12 protein-coding genes are annotated in these 14,988 nt (G+C 64.8%); 8 read left to right on the top strand and 4 right to left on the bottom strand.

All coding sequences use genetic code 11. The annotated features are described in order from the left end of the window. Nucleotides 1-37 precede the first annotated feature (37 nt). Nucleotides 38-919 carry a LysR family transcriptional regulator gene (locus tag GYK42_RS12460; protein ID WP_166447754.1) on the top strand — a complete coding sequence of 294 codons (882 nt, stop codon included), beginning with the start codon at nucleotides 38-40 and terminating at the stop codon, nucleotides 917-919. 109 nt (nucleotides 920-1,028) lie between these two features. Beyond that, nucleotides 1,029-2,081, top strand: a complete 1,053-nt coding sequence (locus GYK42_RS12455) for an MORN repeat-containing protein (protein ID WP_166447753.1) — start codon at nucleotides 1,029-1,031, stop codon at nucleotides 2,079-2,081. Nucleotides 2,082-2,093: 12 nt separating this feature from the next. Here the strand turns inward: GYK42_RS12455 and GYK42_RS12450 are convergent, their stop codons facing one another. Both GYK42_RS12450 and GYK42_RS12445 read right to left on the bottom strand, forming a co-directional pair. After that, entirely contained in the window at nucleotides 2,094-4,970 is a 2,877-nt protein-coding gene (locus tag GYK42_RS12450) for a bifunctional diguanylate cyclase/phosphodiesterase (protein ID WP_166447752.1), read from the bottom strand. A gap of 154 nt (nucleotides 4,971-5,124) precedes the next feature. Continuing rightward, on the bottom strand, nucleotides 5,125-5,901 hold the full coding sequence (locus GYK42_RS12445) for a transferase spermidine synthase (RefSeq protein WP_166447751.1): 777 nt from the start codon (nucleotides 5,899-5,901) through the stop codon (nucleotides 5,125-5,127). A gap of 177 nt (nucleotides 5,902-6,078) precedes the next feature. Here GYK42_RS12445 and GYK42_RS12440 point away from each other — a divergent pair, with 177 nt between their 5' ends. Both GYK42_RS12440 and GYK42_RS12435 read left to right on the top strand, forming a co-directional pair. Then, a complete protein-coding gene (locus tag GYK42_RS12440) occupies nucleotides 6,079-6,354 on the top strand; it encodes a hypothetical protein (protein ID WP_034757372.1) in 276 nt (91 codons plus the stop codon). A 37-nt stretch (nucleotides 6,355-6,391) separates the two neighbouring features. Beyond that, a complete protein-coding gene (locus tag GYK42_RS12435; RefSeq protein ID WP_166447750.1) occupies nucleotides 6,392-7,543 on the top strand; it encodes a GGDEF domain-containing protein in 1,152 nt (383 codons plus the stop codon). 6 nt (nucleotides 7,544-7,549) lie between these two features. On the opposite strand, the gene GYK42_RS12430 is transcribed toward GYK42_RS12435, so the two are convergent. Continuing rightward, a complete protein-coding gene (locus GYK42_RS12430) occupies nucleotides 7,550-7,894 on the bottom strand; it encodes a hypothetical protein (RefSeq protein WP_166447749.1) in 345 nt (114 codons plus the stop codon). A gap of 304 nt (nucleotides 7,895-8,198) precedes the next feature. Here GYK42_RS12430 and GYK42_RS12425 point away from each other — a divergent pair, with 304 nt between their 5' ends. From GYK42_RS12425 to fdhD, 4 genes are all read left to right on the top strand, one after another. Beyond that, on the top strand, nucleotides 8,199-9,281 hold the full coding sequence (locus GYK42_RS12425; RefSeq protein ID WP_034757382.1) for a calcium:proton antiporter: 1,083 nt from the start codon (nucleotides 8,199-8,201) through the stop codon (nucleotides 9,279-9,281). A 163-nt stretch (nucleotides 9,282-9,444) separates the two neighbouring features. After that, nucleotides 9,445-10,902 (top strand): Ppx/GppA phosphatase family protein, encoded by a 1,458-nt coding sequence (locus GYK42_RS12420; protein ID WP_046683711.1) that lies wholly within the window; start codon nucleotides 9,445-9,447, stop codon nucleotides 10,900-10,902. 101 nt (nucleotides 10,903-11,003) lie between these two features. Continuing rightward, the gene (locus tag GYK42_RS12415; protein ID WP_166447748.1) at nucleotides 11,004-11,708 is read left to right on the top strand and encodes a hypothetical protein; all 705 of its coding nucleotides are present in this window, start codon (nucleotides 11,004-11,006) and stop codon (nucleotides 11,706-11,708) included. 77 nt (nucleotides 11,709-11,785) lie between these two features. Continuing rightward, the gene (fdhD, locus tag GYK42_RS12410; RefSeq protein WP_431190170.1) at nucleotides 11,786-12,604 is read left to right on the top strand and encodes a formate dehydrogenase accessory sulfurtransferase FdhD; all 819 of its coding nucleotides are present in this window, start codon (nucleotides 11,786-11,788) and stop codon (nucleotides 12,602-12,604) included. Here fdhD and GYK42_RS12405 read toward each other — a convergent pair. Beyond that, nucleotides 12,594-14,903 (bottom strand): FdhF/YdeP family oxidoreductase, encoded by a 2,310-nt coding sequence (locus tag GYK42_RS12405; RefSeq protein ID WP_166447746.1) that lies wholly within the window; start codon nucleotides 14,901-14,903, stop codon nucleotides 12,594-12,596. The genes fdhD and GYK42_RS12405 overlap by 11 nt on opposite strands. Nucleotides 14,904-14,988 lie beyond the last annotated feature (85 nt).

Raw genomic sequence — 14,988 nt, 5'->3', positions numbered from 1 at the left:
GCGCGATATGTGAAGCGCAGGCAATAATAAGGCAACAATGGATATCAATTCGGACGACCTGAAAATCTTCGTCACCGTCATCGACAGCGGCACCCTGAGCGCGGCCGCCGTGCACCTGGGACAAACCACGTCCGGCGTCAGCCGGGCCCTGTCGCGGCTGGAAGACAAGCTGGCCACCTCGCTGCTGACGCGCACGACGCGGCGCATGGAGCTGACGGAAGAAGGGCAGCTGTTCCTGGACAAGGCGCGCGCCATTCTCGCCTCGATGGAAGACGTGGAAGAGTCGATCCGCATCCGCCGCCAGAAGCCGGCCGGGCGCCTGTCCGTCGATGCCGCCTCGCCCTTCATGCTCCATAGCGTGGTGCCGCACGTGGCGGAATTTCGCGCCATGTATCCGGACATCCGCCTGGAATTGACCAGCAACGACCAGATCGCCGACCTGCTCGAGCATCGCACCGATATCGCCATCCGCATCGGCGCCCTGGTCGACTCGACCCTGCATGCGCGCGCCTTGACTTCCAGCCCGCTGCACGTGCTGGCCACGCCCGCCTACCTGGCGCGCCACGGTGAACCGGCCACGCCGGAAGCGCTGTCCGGCCACGCGCTGCTGGGCTTTGCCCAGTACGACCTGGGCAACAACTGGCCCCTGCGCCATGACGCCGGCAACAGCCTGCAGATCGTGCCCGCGCTGGCGGCCTCCAGCGGCGAAACCCTGCGCCAGCTGGCCCTGCACGACCAGGGCATCGTCTGCCTGTCCGACTTCATGACGAAGGGCGACATCGCCGCCGGCCGCCTGGTGAAAGTGCTGCAGCCGTTCTATACGGGCTACCGCCAGCAGATCCACGCCGTCTACTACCGCAACACGCAGCTGGCGCAGCGCATCAGCTGTTTCCTGGAATTCCTGCAAAAAAAGCTGTAAGGCTGGACACGAAGGAGCATGGAATGCAGTGCGCCGCGTGAGAATGCGCGTATTTTCCATTAACTCGGGCATGTTAGTCTGTGGCAATCAAAAATATTGCAAGGATGATATGAAAAAACCGCTTTCCCTGATCGTCTTGCTGTGCGCGTCCAGCGCCGGTGCCGCTGACCTCATCTATGCGGGCAAGGCGGACTGCCGCGTTGCCGGGCACGCACGGGTGGCCGGGCATGTGGCGTACTGGAATGGCGCCTGCAAGGATGGCTATGCGAGCGGGCCTGGTGCTTTGCAGTGGAGCAAGGACGGCAAGGCAACGGAACGTTATGAGGGCGCGCTGAGCAAAGGCGTGCCGGAGGGCGCGGGCATTGCGCAGTGGGCCGACGGCAGCCTGCATGAAGGGAACTACCAGGATGGCCTGCTGCACGGTCCCGGCGTGGTGATCTTTAAAGACGGGGATAAGCTGGAAGCCAACTTCGAACAGGGCAAGCCCGTCGGCAACGTCAAGGCCGTCTATGACGGCGGCGATCATTATGAGGGCGGCTGGCGCCATGGCCCGGAAGGCAGTGGCACCATGACATTCGCGCTGGGCGGTGCTTATCGGGGCCCCTGGCACGAGGGCAAGCCGGTCGGCGACGGCGAGATACTGTATCCCAACGGGCAGGTGCTGAAGGCCCGCTTCAATGGCAGCTTCCAGTTGACGGCGCAGGCGGAAAAGCCTGAGGCGCCCACGCTGTACAGCCTCAAGGCGCAGGACGCGCCGATCGGCTCGAACATCCGTCCGGTCATGGGCTCGCGGTATGTGGTGCCGCCGGAAAAGTCCTATGCCGAGATGACGCCGGAGCAGCAATCGTTTGTCAAACGGTACTACAAGGTATTACAGGATGGCGACGTGCCACCCTATCCGGAGAAAGGCATGCTGGAGATCTCGCGTGCCATGGGCCGTCTGATTTCGTACAAGGAGGCCACGGGCAAATTGCGCGCCAATGTCAGCGTGGATGAACATGGCGTGGCGCAGAATGTGACCCTGCTGAAAAGTCCGGACAGCGAGTCGGGCAAGCTGGCGGCGTCCATGCTGATGCTGCTCAAATATACGCCGGGCCGTTGTGCGGGCCAGCCGTGCGCGATGATGGTGCCGTTCAGCTTCCTGCTGCGTTTTTCGAACTAGCGCGGCGGCCCGTCACTGCGTCGCGCAGAACTCGCCGCGCAGCAGTATTTCCACCTCCTCCGCCGGCAGCGGATGGCTGAAGTAATAGCCCTGCGCCTCGTCGCAGCCATGGCGGCGCAGGTAATCGAGCTGCTCCGCCGTTTCCACGCCTTCGGCCACCACGCGCAGCTTCAGATTGTGCGCCAGGGCGATGATGGAGACGACGATGGCCGCGTCGTCCGCGTCGCGCGCCACGTCGCCGACGAAGCTGCGGTCGATCTTCAGTACGTCGATGGGGAAGGTGCGCAGGTAGGCGAAGCTGGAATAGCCGGTGCCGAAGTCGTCGATCGACAGCTGCACCCCCAGCGCCTTCATGTCGTGCAGCTGGCTGACGGCCAGCGCCACGTCGTGCATGAACAGGCTTTCCGTCAATTCCAGTTCCAGGCAAGCGGGCGGCAAGCCCGTTTCCCGCAGCACGTCGGCGATCGTGGCGACCAGGTTCGGCTCGTTGAACTGGCGCGCCGACAGGTTGACGGCCAGGCGCAAGGTGTCCAGGCCCGCCGCATGCCAGCGTTTTACCTGTGCGCACGCTTCGCGCATGACCCAGGCGCCGATCGGCACGATCAGGCCCGTATCCTCCGCCAGCGCGATGAAGCGCTGCGGCGCCACCATGCCCAGTTCCGGATGCTGCCAGCGCAGCAGCGCTTCCACGCCGACGATGCGCCCGCTGGCCAGGTCCACCTGCGGCTGGTAATGCAGCACGAACTGCTCGCGCTCGAGCGCGTTGCGCAGCGCCGTTTCGATGCGCAGGCGCTCCAGGGTGGCCTGGTTCATGGCCGTCGTGTAGAACTTGATGTTGTTGCGGCCCTGTTTCTTGGCGCAGTACATGGCGATGTCGGCCTGCTCGATCAGGTTCTGCGTCTCGCCATTCAGGGTCACGTCGCCGGGGGCGTCGTAGCGCGACATGTCGTAGATCGCCACGCCGATGCTGCAGGTGACGAAGAATTCCTTGCCGTCCAATAGTACCGGCTGGGCCACGGCATCCATCACGCGCTGCACGATGGCGCCGCTGAGCACTTCGTCCACCTGTTCGCACAGGATGGCGACGAATTCATCGCCCGACAGGCGCGCCACCGTATCGCTTTCGCGCAGGCTGGCCTGCAAGCGCGTGGCGATGGTTTTCAGCAGCAGGTCGCCAGCCTTGTGGCCGAGGCTGTCGTTGACGAACTTGAAACGGTCTAGGTCGATCAGCAGTACCCACAATGCGCGGTTCTTGCGGCGCGACAGGGCCATCGCTTGCGCCAGGCGGTCGCGCAGCAGGGCGCGGTTGGGTAAACCCGTCAGCACGTCGTGGTGGGCGATGTGCTGGATCTGCTGCTCGGCCAGCTTGCGTTCCGTGATTTCGGAACCCGTGCCCCGGTAGCCGCGGAATTCGCCGAGCTCGTTGAACAGCGGTTCGCCATTGATGCTGAACCAGCGCAGCTGGCCGTCGCGGTCGTGCATCGCATATTCGAGGTTGGAAAAGGGCAGGTGCGCTTCCAGGTTGGCGATATGCTGCCTGCCCCAGCGCGAATTGCGCATTTCCGCATTGTTGTCCCAGCGCGTCATGCCGATGAAGCGTTCCAGCGGCATGTTTGACTTGTCCGTGAAACCGCTGGTGATGTGGGTGAAGCAGAAGTTGGCGTCCTGTTCCCAGTACCAGTCCGACGACAGGGCCAGCAGGCGGCGGAAGCGCTTTTCGCTTTCCTGCAGGGCGCGCTCCGTGCGCTGGCGTGCCCGCACGTCGGCGCTGAGCAGCTCGTTGCTGCGCTTGAGGTCGGCCGTGCGCTGCTCCACCAGCAGCTGCACGCGGCGCGAGCGTTGCGTCAGCGACTGCACGAATGCGGCCGTCAGCAAGCTGAACAGCAGGCCAGTGATCAGGGTAAACAATGAGCCCAGATGGTCGGCCAGAAAGGGACGCGGATGGGCGACCACGCGCACATGCCATGGCCGGCCGGCGGAAGCAAAGGCCCGGTCATAATGGTTGTGGTAGGCAAAGTGCAGCCAGCGCGGCAAGGACTCCCAGGCGCCGCCTGGCTCGCTGGCAGGCGCCTGGCCATGCCGGAAGATCATCTGGCGCGGGTCGGCGCCGGCGTCCGCGTAGACGCTCAGTTCAAGCTGCGAATCGCCCAGCAGGTCGGCGCCGGCGAGGATTTTCTGCACCAGTTCCCCGGCGCGCACGATGACCGCCGTATCGCCGATCAGCGCCGCGCGCCGCTGCTGCACCGTCTGCACGGGCACGCCGTGGCGGTACACGGGACGCACGATGACGAATCCCTGCTGCGGTCCCTGCGCCAGGGCCAGCAGGCCGGTGGCGGTGGTCTGGCCGCTGACGATCGCCTGTTCCAGCGCGCGCGCCAGTACGCCATTCGGGCTGACGTTCAGGCCGAAGGCGGGGCCGTTGCCCTGCAGGGGTTCGAGGTAGTCCACCACCAGGTAGCTGGTGCGCGTCGTGGCGGGCACGATGACGCCGTCGTGCATTTCCGTCATGGCGTAGTCGGGCACGATGCGCCGCAGTTCGGCCTCGAATGCGGCGCGCTGCGCATGCGGCACGATGCGGTGGAAATTGAAGGCCTGGATGAACGGATGGCGCTGCAGCAGCGGCGTGGTGAAGTCGTGGAACTGTTCGCGCGTGACGGGCACGACGGCGGCAAACAGCTGGTTCGTCGTGGTCAGCACCTCGACCGCATCGTCGAGTCCCTGCTCGATGGCGGCCACCCTGGCGCCCGCGCGCTGCTGCAGGCTCAGGCTCAACTTGTCGTATTCGAGCTGGCTGATGGCGGCAAACAGCACCGCCGTCACGCTGACGCCGCAGGCAAAGGTCAGCGCGGCCGCAGCGGAAATCGACAATGGCAGGCGGCCACGCAGCATGGTTTTTCCTATCTCACTTCATGGACACTTGGGTTCCGCGGCGCCTGCCGGCCCCACGCAGGCCGTAGTTTGTCATAAACCACATCCATCATGCGGATTTTGCACCAAAACACTGCTAATAAGCAACAATATCTATGGCCGGGGAAGATGACTTTCAGTTGCTGCCCGCGCCCGAATGGCGGCGCAAACGCCACAACTGCCATGCCGGCAGCCAGCGGTTCAGGAACGCCAGACCGGCCATCCGGCGCCAGCGCACCAGGCGCACCACGCGCACGGCGCGGCCGCCGGCGCCTTGCTCTTGTTCCGGCTTGGCGGCAAAGACGATGCGGTTGTTGCCGGCGATGCCGTCGAAGTGGCAGACGGCGCCGCGGAAGGTGAGCATCAGGCGCGCCAGCATGGCGGGGTAGTGCTCGTCATAACTGAACAGGTTGGCCACCAGCACGCCGCCGGGCAGCAGGGCGCGCAGGCAGTCCGCATAGAAGCGCGCGCTGCCGAGGGCGGGCGGCAATCCCGTTTCATCGTAGCCGTCGAGCAGCAGCACGTCGGCGCAGCCCGGATGCTGGCGGATATAGCTGACGGCGTCCGTCTCGATGATGCGCAGGCGCGCGTCGTCGGGCGGCAGCATGAATTGCTCGCGCAGGGCGATCACGTCGGCGCGCAATTCCAGCACCGTGATGCGCGCGTCGGGCAGGTGGCGGTGGCAGAATTTCAGCAGCGAACCACCGCCCAGTCCCACCATCAGGATGTGCCGCGGGCGCGGCACGAACAGGGTAAAGCACATCATGGCGCGCGCGTAGCGCAGCAGCAGGTGATCGGGGCGCGACAGCAGCATTTCGCTCTGGATCATGCCGGGCTGGAATTCCAGGCGGCGCCGGTCGCCACAGGTATGCACCTGCGGGGCAAGTAGGGTGGTGCTTCTGTTTTCCGGCATGGGACGACTTCGCTGAGTGGACTGGGGAGATGCTTTGTTGCATTCAGAGAAATCTGATAAGCTCCCGTGAGCATACCCGATTAATCCGCGCCGAGCATGCGTATATGTAGATGCGATATGTCGATGTATATGGCGCGCGGCGGCACGGCCGCGCAGTCGGGCACCATGGAGACAAGCATGTTTTTGGATCACCCCATCATTACGGCGACGAACAGTTTTACGGAGCCTGACCGCATCGAGCGGCTGACGCGCGTGTACGGCTACGCGGCGGCGCTGGCCGACCAGGCCGCCAATGTCGGATTCATTGAGAAAGTGGCGCAAATCCACGACCACAAGGGCACCCTCATCGTGTTCTGGCACGAGGCGCCCAGCGAAGTGGAAAAGCAGTATTTCGTGCAGGCGTGGGCCAGCAAGATCGGCGACGGCAGCACCAATGTCGAACACGAAATCTGACCTGGCGCGCCGCGCCTGCGCATCGATAGCCTAGCCCATGGATATCAAGACCCTGGTACTGGCCCTGGCGCTCGGCAACTTGAGCCTGTGCGCGGCCCTGTTCTTCTTCGAGTACGAACGCAAGAAGTCGCTCAGCATGTCCACCTGGGCGATTGCCAAGCAATGCCAGGCCGTGGCCTGGTGCCTGCTGTATTTCCGCGGCGTGCTGCCCGATTTCCTCTCTATCCTGCTCGGCAACAGCCTGCTGTTTGCCGGCATGGCGCTTGATGCGGGCGCGCTGTGGCAGGCGGCCGGGCGCAGCGGCTGGCGCCGCACCGTGCTGCCGGCGCTGGGCCTGTCGGTGGCCCTGTTTGCCGCCTGCTATCTGCTCGACGTGGCGCCGCTGCTGCGCAGCGCCGGCGGCTCGCTGATCGTGGCCGGCTTCTTCCTCTCCGGCGTGGCCGCGCTGTGCCTGAAATGGCGCGAGGCGAGCATGCTGCGCCGCTTCCTCGTCGTCAGCATGGGGCTGCTGTCCTTGTTGATCGCCGCGCGCGGCGTGCTGGCCGCCGCCGTCCCCGGTTTTGACGCGGAGCTGATGCAGCTGGCCGGCTTCGGCGCCCTGTACCTGATGATGCTGACCAACGCCTTCGGCTATCTGCTGCTGTCGCGTGAAAAACTGGGCGGCGAGCTGGCGCGCCTGGAAGTGCTCGACTCTGCCACGGGCGTGCCGAACCGGCGCGGCTTTTACCAGGCGCTGGCGCCATGGATGGCGCTGGCGCGCCGTCCCGGCTTGCCGACGGCGCTGGTGGTGCTCAATATCGATCACTTCAAAAGAGTCAACGACAGCTATGGCCATCCTGTGGGCGATGCGGTGCTGAAAACCATCGTCGACACGTGCCGCCAGCAACTGCGCGACAGCGACCTGATGGGCCGCCTGGGCGGCGCCGAATTCGCCATCCAGCTGCCGCGCACGACACTGGCCGATGCGCTGATGGTGGCCGAACGCATCCGCGCCGCCGTCGAAGCGCTGTCCGTCAAGACAGAACGGGCCGTGCTGCAGCTGACGGCCAGCCTGGGCGTGACCACCATCCGCGCCGAGGACAGCACGGTCAGCCTGTTCAAGCGGGCCGACGAGGCGCTGCAATCGGCCAAGCAGGCGGGCCGCAATCGTGTCGTCGAGGCGCAAGCTGCGAGCACCCTCGATATTTAAATCGGATTACTTCTTGTGCGACCCCAGCCAGCTGGGTTCCTTGCCGCATTCCTTGGGCAGGAACAGGGCGTCGAGGCCCGGATCGCAGCGCCGGTCGGGCGCCTTCATCGGTTCGACGGTGAGCCATTCGCTCTTGGGCAGGATCTTTTCTTCGCGTGGCGCCACGGGCGGCGCGGGCGGCAGGCTGTCTTGCCAGCGTGATTCCGGCTCTGCCGCAGGCGCGGCCGCGGTGGCCCAGTTCGCGTCAACTTGCGCCGCGTCCGCTGGCGGCGTGTCCGCGTGTGCGGCGGCGGACAGCAAACTGCCCGCAAAGAAGAACGTGCGCATGGCCGTGCTGTTTATGGAAATCATGGTCTGTCCTTGGTCGGTGCCGGGAAGGCGGACCTTGCATTATGACGGCGGCAGCAAGCAAAAAGACAAGGAAATTGCAACGGCATGTTACCAAAGGGACTATAGTTACAGGTAGCAAGCAGGTGCGCTGCGGCAAGGTGATTGAAAGGTGATCCAGGCGCGGGGCGCCGGCACCGGAACATGTGCATTCCCTAACTTTCATTTAAGCTAGGCAAGTTATGCTGTGGCATGCACGCCAGGCTGCCCTGGTTATCCTTTGCTGTCCGCACCGCAGTTCCCCTTTTTTACTCTTGCCAGGCCCATAATGAAAATGCTTAAATCCCTGCCTGTATGGCCGCTTGCCGCCCCGATTGCCGGCTGGCTGTTCCTGTTCGGTTCCACCTTCAATGTCGGCGGCGCCTACCAGATCCTGCTGGTCGCTGGCCTGATCGGCAGCGTGCTGGCCGCCGTGTACCACGCGGAAGTGGTGGCGCACCGCATCGGCGAACCGTACGGCACCCTGGTGCTGGCGCTGGCCGTGACCCTGATCGAGGTGGCGCTGATCGTCTCGCTGATGCTGGCCGGCGGACCGGAAACGACGGGCCTGGCGCGCGACACCGTGTTTGCCGCCATCATGATCATCCTGAACGGCATCGTCGGCATCTGTTTGCTGCTGGGTGCGGGGCGCCACCGCGAGCAGACCTTCGGCCTGCTGGGCGTGAGCGCTTCGCTGGCCACCCTGGCGGCCATCGCCGTTCTGACCCTGGTGCTGCCGAACTACACGTCGAGCGCCGCCGGCCCCTTCTACAATTCCAGCCAGCTGATCTTCATCGCCGTGATCTCGCTGGTCCTGTACGGCACCTTCGTGCTGGTGCAGACGGTGCGCCACCGCGATTACTTCCTGCCCAAGGAAGCCGTCGGCGATGAAGAGGTGCATGCGGCGCCGCCCACGCCAACAGTCGCGTGGGTCAGCGCCGGCGCGCTGCTGGTGTGCCTGGGCGCCGTGGTGCTGCTGGCCAAGTCGCTGGCGCCCGCGCTGGAGACGGCGATTGCCGCCATGGGTGCGCCGAAAACCCTGGTCGGCATCGTCATCGCCGCCATCGTGCTGCTGCCAGAAGGCCTGGCCGCCGTGCGCGCCGCGCGCGCGAACCGTTTGCAAACGAGCTTGAACCTGGCGCTCGGTTCCGCGCTGGCCAGCATCGGCCTGACGATACCGGCCGTCGTGGTGGTATCCCTGGCCACGGGCCTGACGATCACCCTGGGTCTCGATATCAAGTCGACGGTGCTGTTGCTGCTGTCGCTGATGGTGGCCACCCTGTCGCTGGGCACGGGCCGCACCACGGTCATGCAGGGCACGGTGCACCTGGTGATTTTCGCTGTCTATTTATTCACCACCATCGTGCCTTAAGCTGCCGCACGGCTGCCGTTTTGTCACAATCCTGTCACGCCGCTGTCATACGATGGGGGTAGTGTGGTAGGATTTTTAAATCGTTTAAATGATTTATATAGTTTAGCAACTGAGTTTGCCAACTTTTTCAGTTGGCACAGCAATGACAAGACAAGAGGCCAGTATGTATGCAGCGGTGGACCTGGGGTCCAACAGTTTTCGTTTACACGTCGGCAAGCATGATGGCGACACGATCCGCGTGGTCAAGAGCGTGCGCGACCCGATACGCCTGGCCGCCGGCCTGGACGCCAATGGCGACCTGACCGAGGCGGCCATGCAGGGCGCGCTGGCCTGCCTGCAGCGCTTTCGCGCCATCCTCGCCGGCTTCGAACTCGATGCCGTGCGCGTCGTGGCCACGTCGGCCATGCGCGTGGCGCGCAACGGCGCCGTCTTCCTGCCGCTGGCCGAGCAAGCCATCGGCCATCCGATCGAGATCATTTCGGGCGAGGAAGAGGGGCGCTTGATCTACATGGGCGTGGCCAATGCCCTGGCCATACCCGGCGAACGCCGGCTGGTGATGGATATCGGCGGCGGCTCGACCGAACTGATACTGGGGCGCGGCAACGATATCGAGAGGGTCGAGTCGTTCAGCCTGGGCACCGTCAAGCAAAGCCTGTCGTTCTTCATCGGCGGACGCATCGACGCGCCGTCGTTCGAGGCGGCCATCCTGTCGGCGCGCAGCCATTTCGAGGATGCCGCGCCGCCGTACCGCCCGCAGCACTGGAAGACGGCCTATGGCTCTTCCGGCACCATCCGCACCATCGCCGACATCATCGCCCGCAACAAGCTCGGTGACGGCTTGCTCACGAGCGCCAGCCTCGACGCGCTGGCGCGCCGCTTCATCGAACTCGGCCACACCAGCCGCATCGACATGCCCGGCTTGCGCCCCGACCGCGCCAGCACCATCGTCGGCGGCCTGGCCATCTTGATCGGCCTGTTTCGCGAACTGGCGATTCCCGCCATGACGCCGATAGAGGCGGGTTTGCGCATGGGCGTGATGTGGGATCTGTACCTGCGTTCGACCAAGCGTGACCGCCGCGAGCAGTCGGTGCAGGGCTGCATGGAGAAATTCCATATCGACCAGCAGCGCGCCGGCCGTGTGGCCGAGCAGGCGCTGGCCATGTATGCGCAGCTCAAGCCCACGTCTGACGCCCTGGTGAAATGCCTGCGCTGGAGCAGCCTGCTGCACGAAGTAGGCCTGGCCGTGTCGCAGACGGGTTACCACAAGCACGCCTCCTACATCGTGGAAAACGCGGACTTGCCCGGTTTTACGACGCGCGAACAGAAGACCATGAGCCGGCTGATCCTGGCGCAGAAGGGCAATTTGCGCAAGATCGGCGAAGTGCTGTCCGACCCCGATTTCGCCAAGGCCGTGCTGGCCCTGCGCCTGTCGATCCTGCTCATGCATGCGCGCATCGAAGCCGATTTCAGCGAACTGCGCCTGCGCATGAAGAACCGCATCGAGCTCGATATCAAGCGCGGCTGGGTGGCTCACCATCCCACCGTGTCGTTCTGGATCGAAAAGGAGCAGGAATTCTGGGACGAGGTGGGGGTCGATTTCACCATCCGCGCCAGCGCGTAATGGGTCATTGGATCATGCCATGCGCATGACTTGATGTGCAGCAAGCAATATTTTTAAAAACAGTATATATTGTTTATATTATTTACTAGATTGGAAAATCCATGAGCAAAACCGTCCCAGTGAAAAAGGCCGACAGCGCGCCCGTATCGATGTTCCCCACCAGCGCCTCGATCAACGCGGCCAAGGCCGCGCCGGCCGCGAAGCCGGCCGCGAAGCCTGCAGTGAAGCCTGCCGCGAAGCCCGCAGCCAAGCCGGTGGCAAAAGCCGCCGTCAAGCCAGTGGCCGTCAAACCGGCCGCAGCCAAGCCTGTCGCCGCCAAGTCGGCAGCAGCGAAACCCGTCGCCGCCAAGCCTGTCGCTGCCAAGGCGCCAGCGGCCAAGCCGGCGGCCAAGGCCGTCGTCGCCAAGCCGGTCGCCAAAGCCGCTGCCAAGCCAGCGGCCAAGGTTGCAGCCAAGGTTGCAGCCAAGCCCGCCGCCAAGCCGGCAGCGAAAGCCGCCGTCAAACCGGTCGCCAAGGCCGTCGCCAAGCCGGCGCCAGCGAAAAAAGCGCCGGTCGCCAAGGTCGTCGTCGTGAAGGAAAAAGCCCGCAAGCCGAAACTCGTGCGCGACAGCTTCACCATGCCGGAAGCGGAATACGAAGTCCTGGGCCAGGTGAAAAAAGCCTGCCTGAAGGCCGGTTTCGAGATCAAGAAAAGCGAATTGCTGCGCATCGGCGTGGCGCTGATCAGCCAGATCGACCTGGCCACCCTGCAAAACGTGCTGGCCGGCTTGCCGCAGCTGAAAACGGGCCGTCCGAAGAAGGATTGATGGTGCGGGCAGGGGCCGCCCCCTGCCTGGCTATTCTGGTTTACCATGGGGCCTGTGATAGTTCCCCCATGGTTGCCATGTCAGAAGATACAGAGATCGAACGCGCCGGCTTCGTCGAGCGCGCCATCGTCCGCCACCAGGCGGGCGTTGCTACCCCCGCCATCGACCACGTCGCCGAGGAAATCCCCGTCGCGCTGGTCTTCAATGGCATTTCCCACGTCGTCATGATGGCCACCCCGCGCGATCTGGAAGCGTTCGCGTATGGCTTCGCGCTGACGGAAGGCGTGGTCGCTTCCGCCGATGCCATCTTCGATTGCGAAGTGTTCCTGCGCGCCGACTCCGCCGAAGTGGCGTTGAGCATCGCCCAGGAGGATTTCGTGCGCCTGAAGGACCGGCGCCGCCAGCTGACGGGCCGCACGGGCTGCGGCGTGTGCGGCATCGACAGCATCGACATGCTCGACTTGCAGCCGGCGCCGTTGCCGCCACCCCTGATACATGTCGACTTGCCCACCGCGCTGGCGCGAGCCTCCGCCGGCTTGCGCGAGCATCAGGCGCTGATGCGGGAAACGGGCGGCGTGCACGCGGCCGCGTGGTGCACGCCCGATGGCGATATCGTGCAGGTGTTCGAGGATGTGGGCCGCCATAACGGCCTCGACAAACTGATTGGCCATCTCGCGCTGCACGATATCGACATGCGGCGTGGCTTCGTCTTCCTGTCCAGCCGCGGCAGCTACGAGCTGGCGCGCAAGGCGGCGCGCATGCAGATCCCCTTGCTGGCGACGATTTCCGCCCCCAGTTCGCTGGCCATTTCCATCGCCACGCAGGCGGGTATGAAGCTGGCGGGTTTCTGCCGCCAGGATGCCTACGTCGATTACACGCCAGCCATCACGCTTTAACTTCACTGCGTTGCAGCAGCACGGGCACGGATTTCGATGTGGGCGTGCCGGCGCCGTCGGCCGTGCTGGTCAGCGGCACCAGCGGGTTCGTCTCCGGGTAGTACGCGCCCAGGCAGCCTCGCGGGATGTCGTAGGCGACGAGACGGAAACCGTCGGCGCGGCGCGCCACGCCATCGTCCCAGGCGCCGATCAAGTCCACCAGCTCGCCATCGGCAAAGCCCAGCATGGCGATATCTTCCGCATTGGCGAAGACGACCTTGCGCGTGCCGTACACGCCCCGGTAGCGGTCATCCATGCCGTAGATGGTGGTGTTGTACTGGTCGTGCGAGCGCGTGCTCATCAAGACCATCAGGCGCTCGCCGTGGCGCTTTTTTGCGCGGTGCAGCGGCGTATCGAGGTCCAGCGGGGCGATGAGGAAGCTTGCCTTGCCGCTGGCTGTCTTCCACACGCGTTCGCGCGAAGCCACCGTCAAATGAAAGCCGCCCGGCTGCGCCACCCTGGCGTTGTAGTCGTAAAAATCGTCAAACACCTTTTCGATGTCGTCGCGGATGCGCGCGTAGTCGGCCGCATACGCGCGCCAGTCGACCAGGGTGCTCCCCACCGTCGCTTCGGCCATGCCGGCCACGATGGCCACTTCCGAGCGCAGCTGCGGCGAAGCGGGCGCATTGCGGCCGTACGAGATATGTACCATGCTCATCGAATCTTCCACCGTCACGCCCTGCGCCACGCCGTGCTGCAAGTCGATCTCCGTGCGCCCCAGGGTGGGCAGCAGCAGGGCTTCCTTGCCGATGACCAAGTGGCTGCGATTGAGCTTGGTGGCCACCTGCACCGTCAGCGTGCACTGGCGCAGCGCGGCAAAGGTCAGCGGCGTATCGGGCGTGGCTGCCGCGAAATTGCCGCCCAGCGCAATGAATACCTTGACGTCGCCGCGCCGCATGGCTTCGATGGTGGCCACCACGTCGTGGCCATGTGCGCGCGGCGGCGCAAATCCATACACCTGGCCCAAGCGGTCGAGGAAGGCAGTTGTCGGCTTTTCCTCGATGCCCACCGTGCGGTCGCCCTGCACGTTGGAGTGGCCGCGCACGGGGCATAGCCCGGCGCCCGGCTTGCCGATCTGCCCGCGCAGCATCATCAAATTCGACAGCATGCGGATGGCCGCCACGCTGTGCTTGTGCTGCGTCAGGCCCATGCCCCAGGTGGCGATGATGCGCTGGCCTTTGACGAAGATGTCCGTCAATGCCTCGATCTGCGCGCGCGCCACGCCCGATTCCGCCACGAGCAGTTGCCAATTCTCTGCGCGCAGGTCGTCGCGGAAGGCGTCGAAGCCGCTGCAGTGTTCAACGATGAAGGCGTGGTCGATGACGGCGGGCGCGCCGGCCGCCTGCGCCGCATCGTCATGCTCGACGACACGCTTGGCGACGGCCTTGATCATGGCGAAGTCGCCGCCCAGGGTGGGCTGGACGAACAGGCCGGCCAGGCGCGTGCTGCCCAGGGTCGCCATTTCCAGCGCGCTTTGCGGATCCATGAAGCGCTGCAAGCCCCGTTCGCGCAGGGGATTGATGGAAACGATGCTGCCGCCGCGGCGCGCGCAGTCGCGCAGTTCGCCCAGCATGCGCGGGTGGTTGGTGGCGGGATTCTGGCCGAAGATGAGGATGGTGTCGGCCAGTTCGAAGTCGGCCAGCGTCACCGTTCCCTTGCCGATGCCCACCGTGGCCGGCAAGCCGCGGCTGGTCGCCTCGTGGCACATGTTGGAGCAGTCGGGGAAGTTATTGGTGCCGTACAGGCGCGCCATCAGCTGGTACAGAAACGCGGCTTCGTTGCTGGCGCGCCCCGACGTGTAGAAAGCGGCCTGGTTCGGATCGGGCAGGGCGCGCAGGTGGCGGCCCACGAGGGCGTAGGCCTCATCCCATGAAATCGGCACATAGCGGTCGCTGGCGGCGTCGTACGTCATCGGTTCCGTCAGGCGCCCGTGCTGTTCGAGCGCGTAGTCCGATTGTTCCAGCAGCTGCGTGACGGTATGGCCGGCGAACAGCTCCCGGCTGGCGCGGCGGCTGGTCGCTTCGGCGGCGACGGCCTTGGCGCCGTTTTCGCAAAAGGCGAACGTGGAAGCGTGGTTGCGGTCTGGCCAGGCGCAGCCGGGGCAATCGAAACCGTCCGGCTGGTTTTGCGCCAGCAGCGCCTTCAGATTCTCGGGTGCGACCCGCTCCTGGCGCAGGCTGATGGCCACGTGTTTCAAGGCGTCCCAGCCGGCGGCCGGCTTGGTGTAGGGCGTGATGTGCGGTGCGTCCTGGTCTTTCATGGGCTCTTTCGGCTGGGCGAGTGTGGTAATTATGCACGATCCCCGAATGACATTGACTTGCGTCATGGAAATGACATTCGGCTGT

Origin of the sequence: Janthinobacterium lividum (assembly GCF_011601275.1) — a bacterium.
GTDB lineage: Bacteria > Pseudomonadota > Gammaproteobacteria > Burkholderiales > Burkholderiaceae_D > Janthinobacterium > Janthinobacterium lividum_E.
Note: the sequence above shows the minus strand (reverse complement) of the source record. Positions and strands in the feature narration are given on the sequence as shown.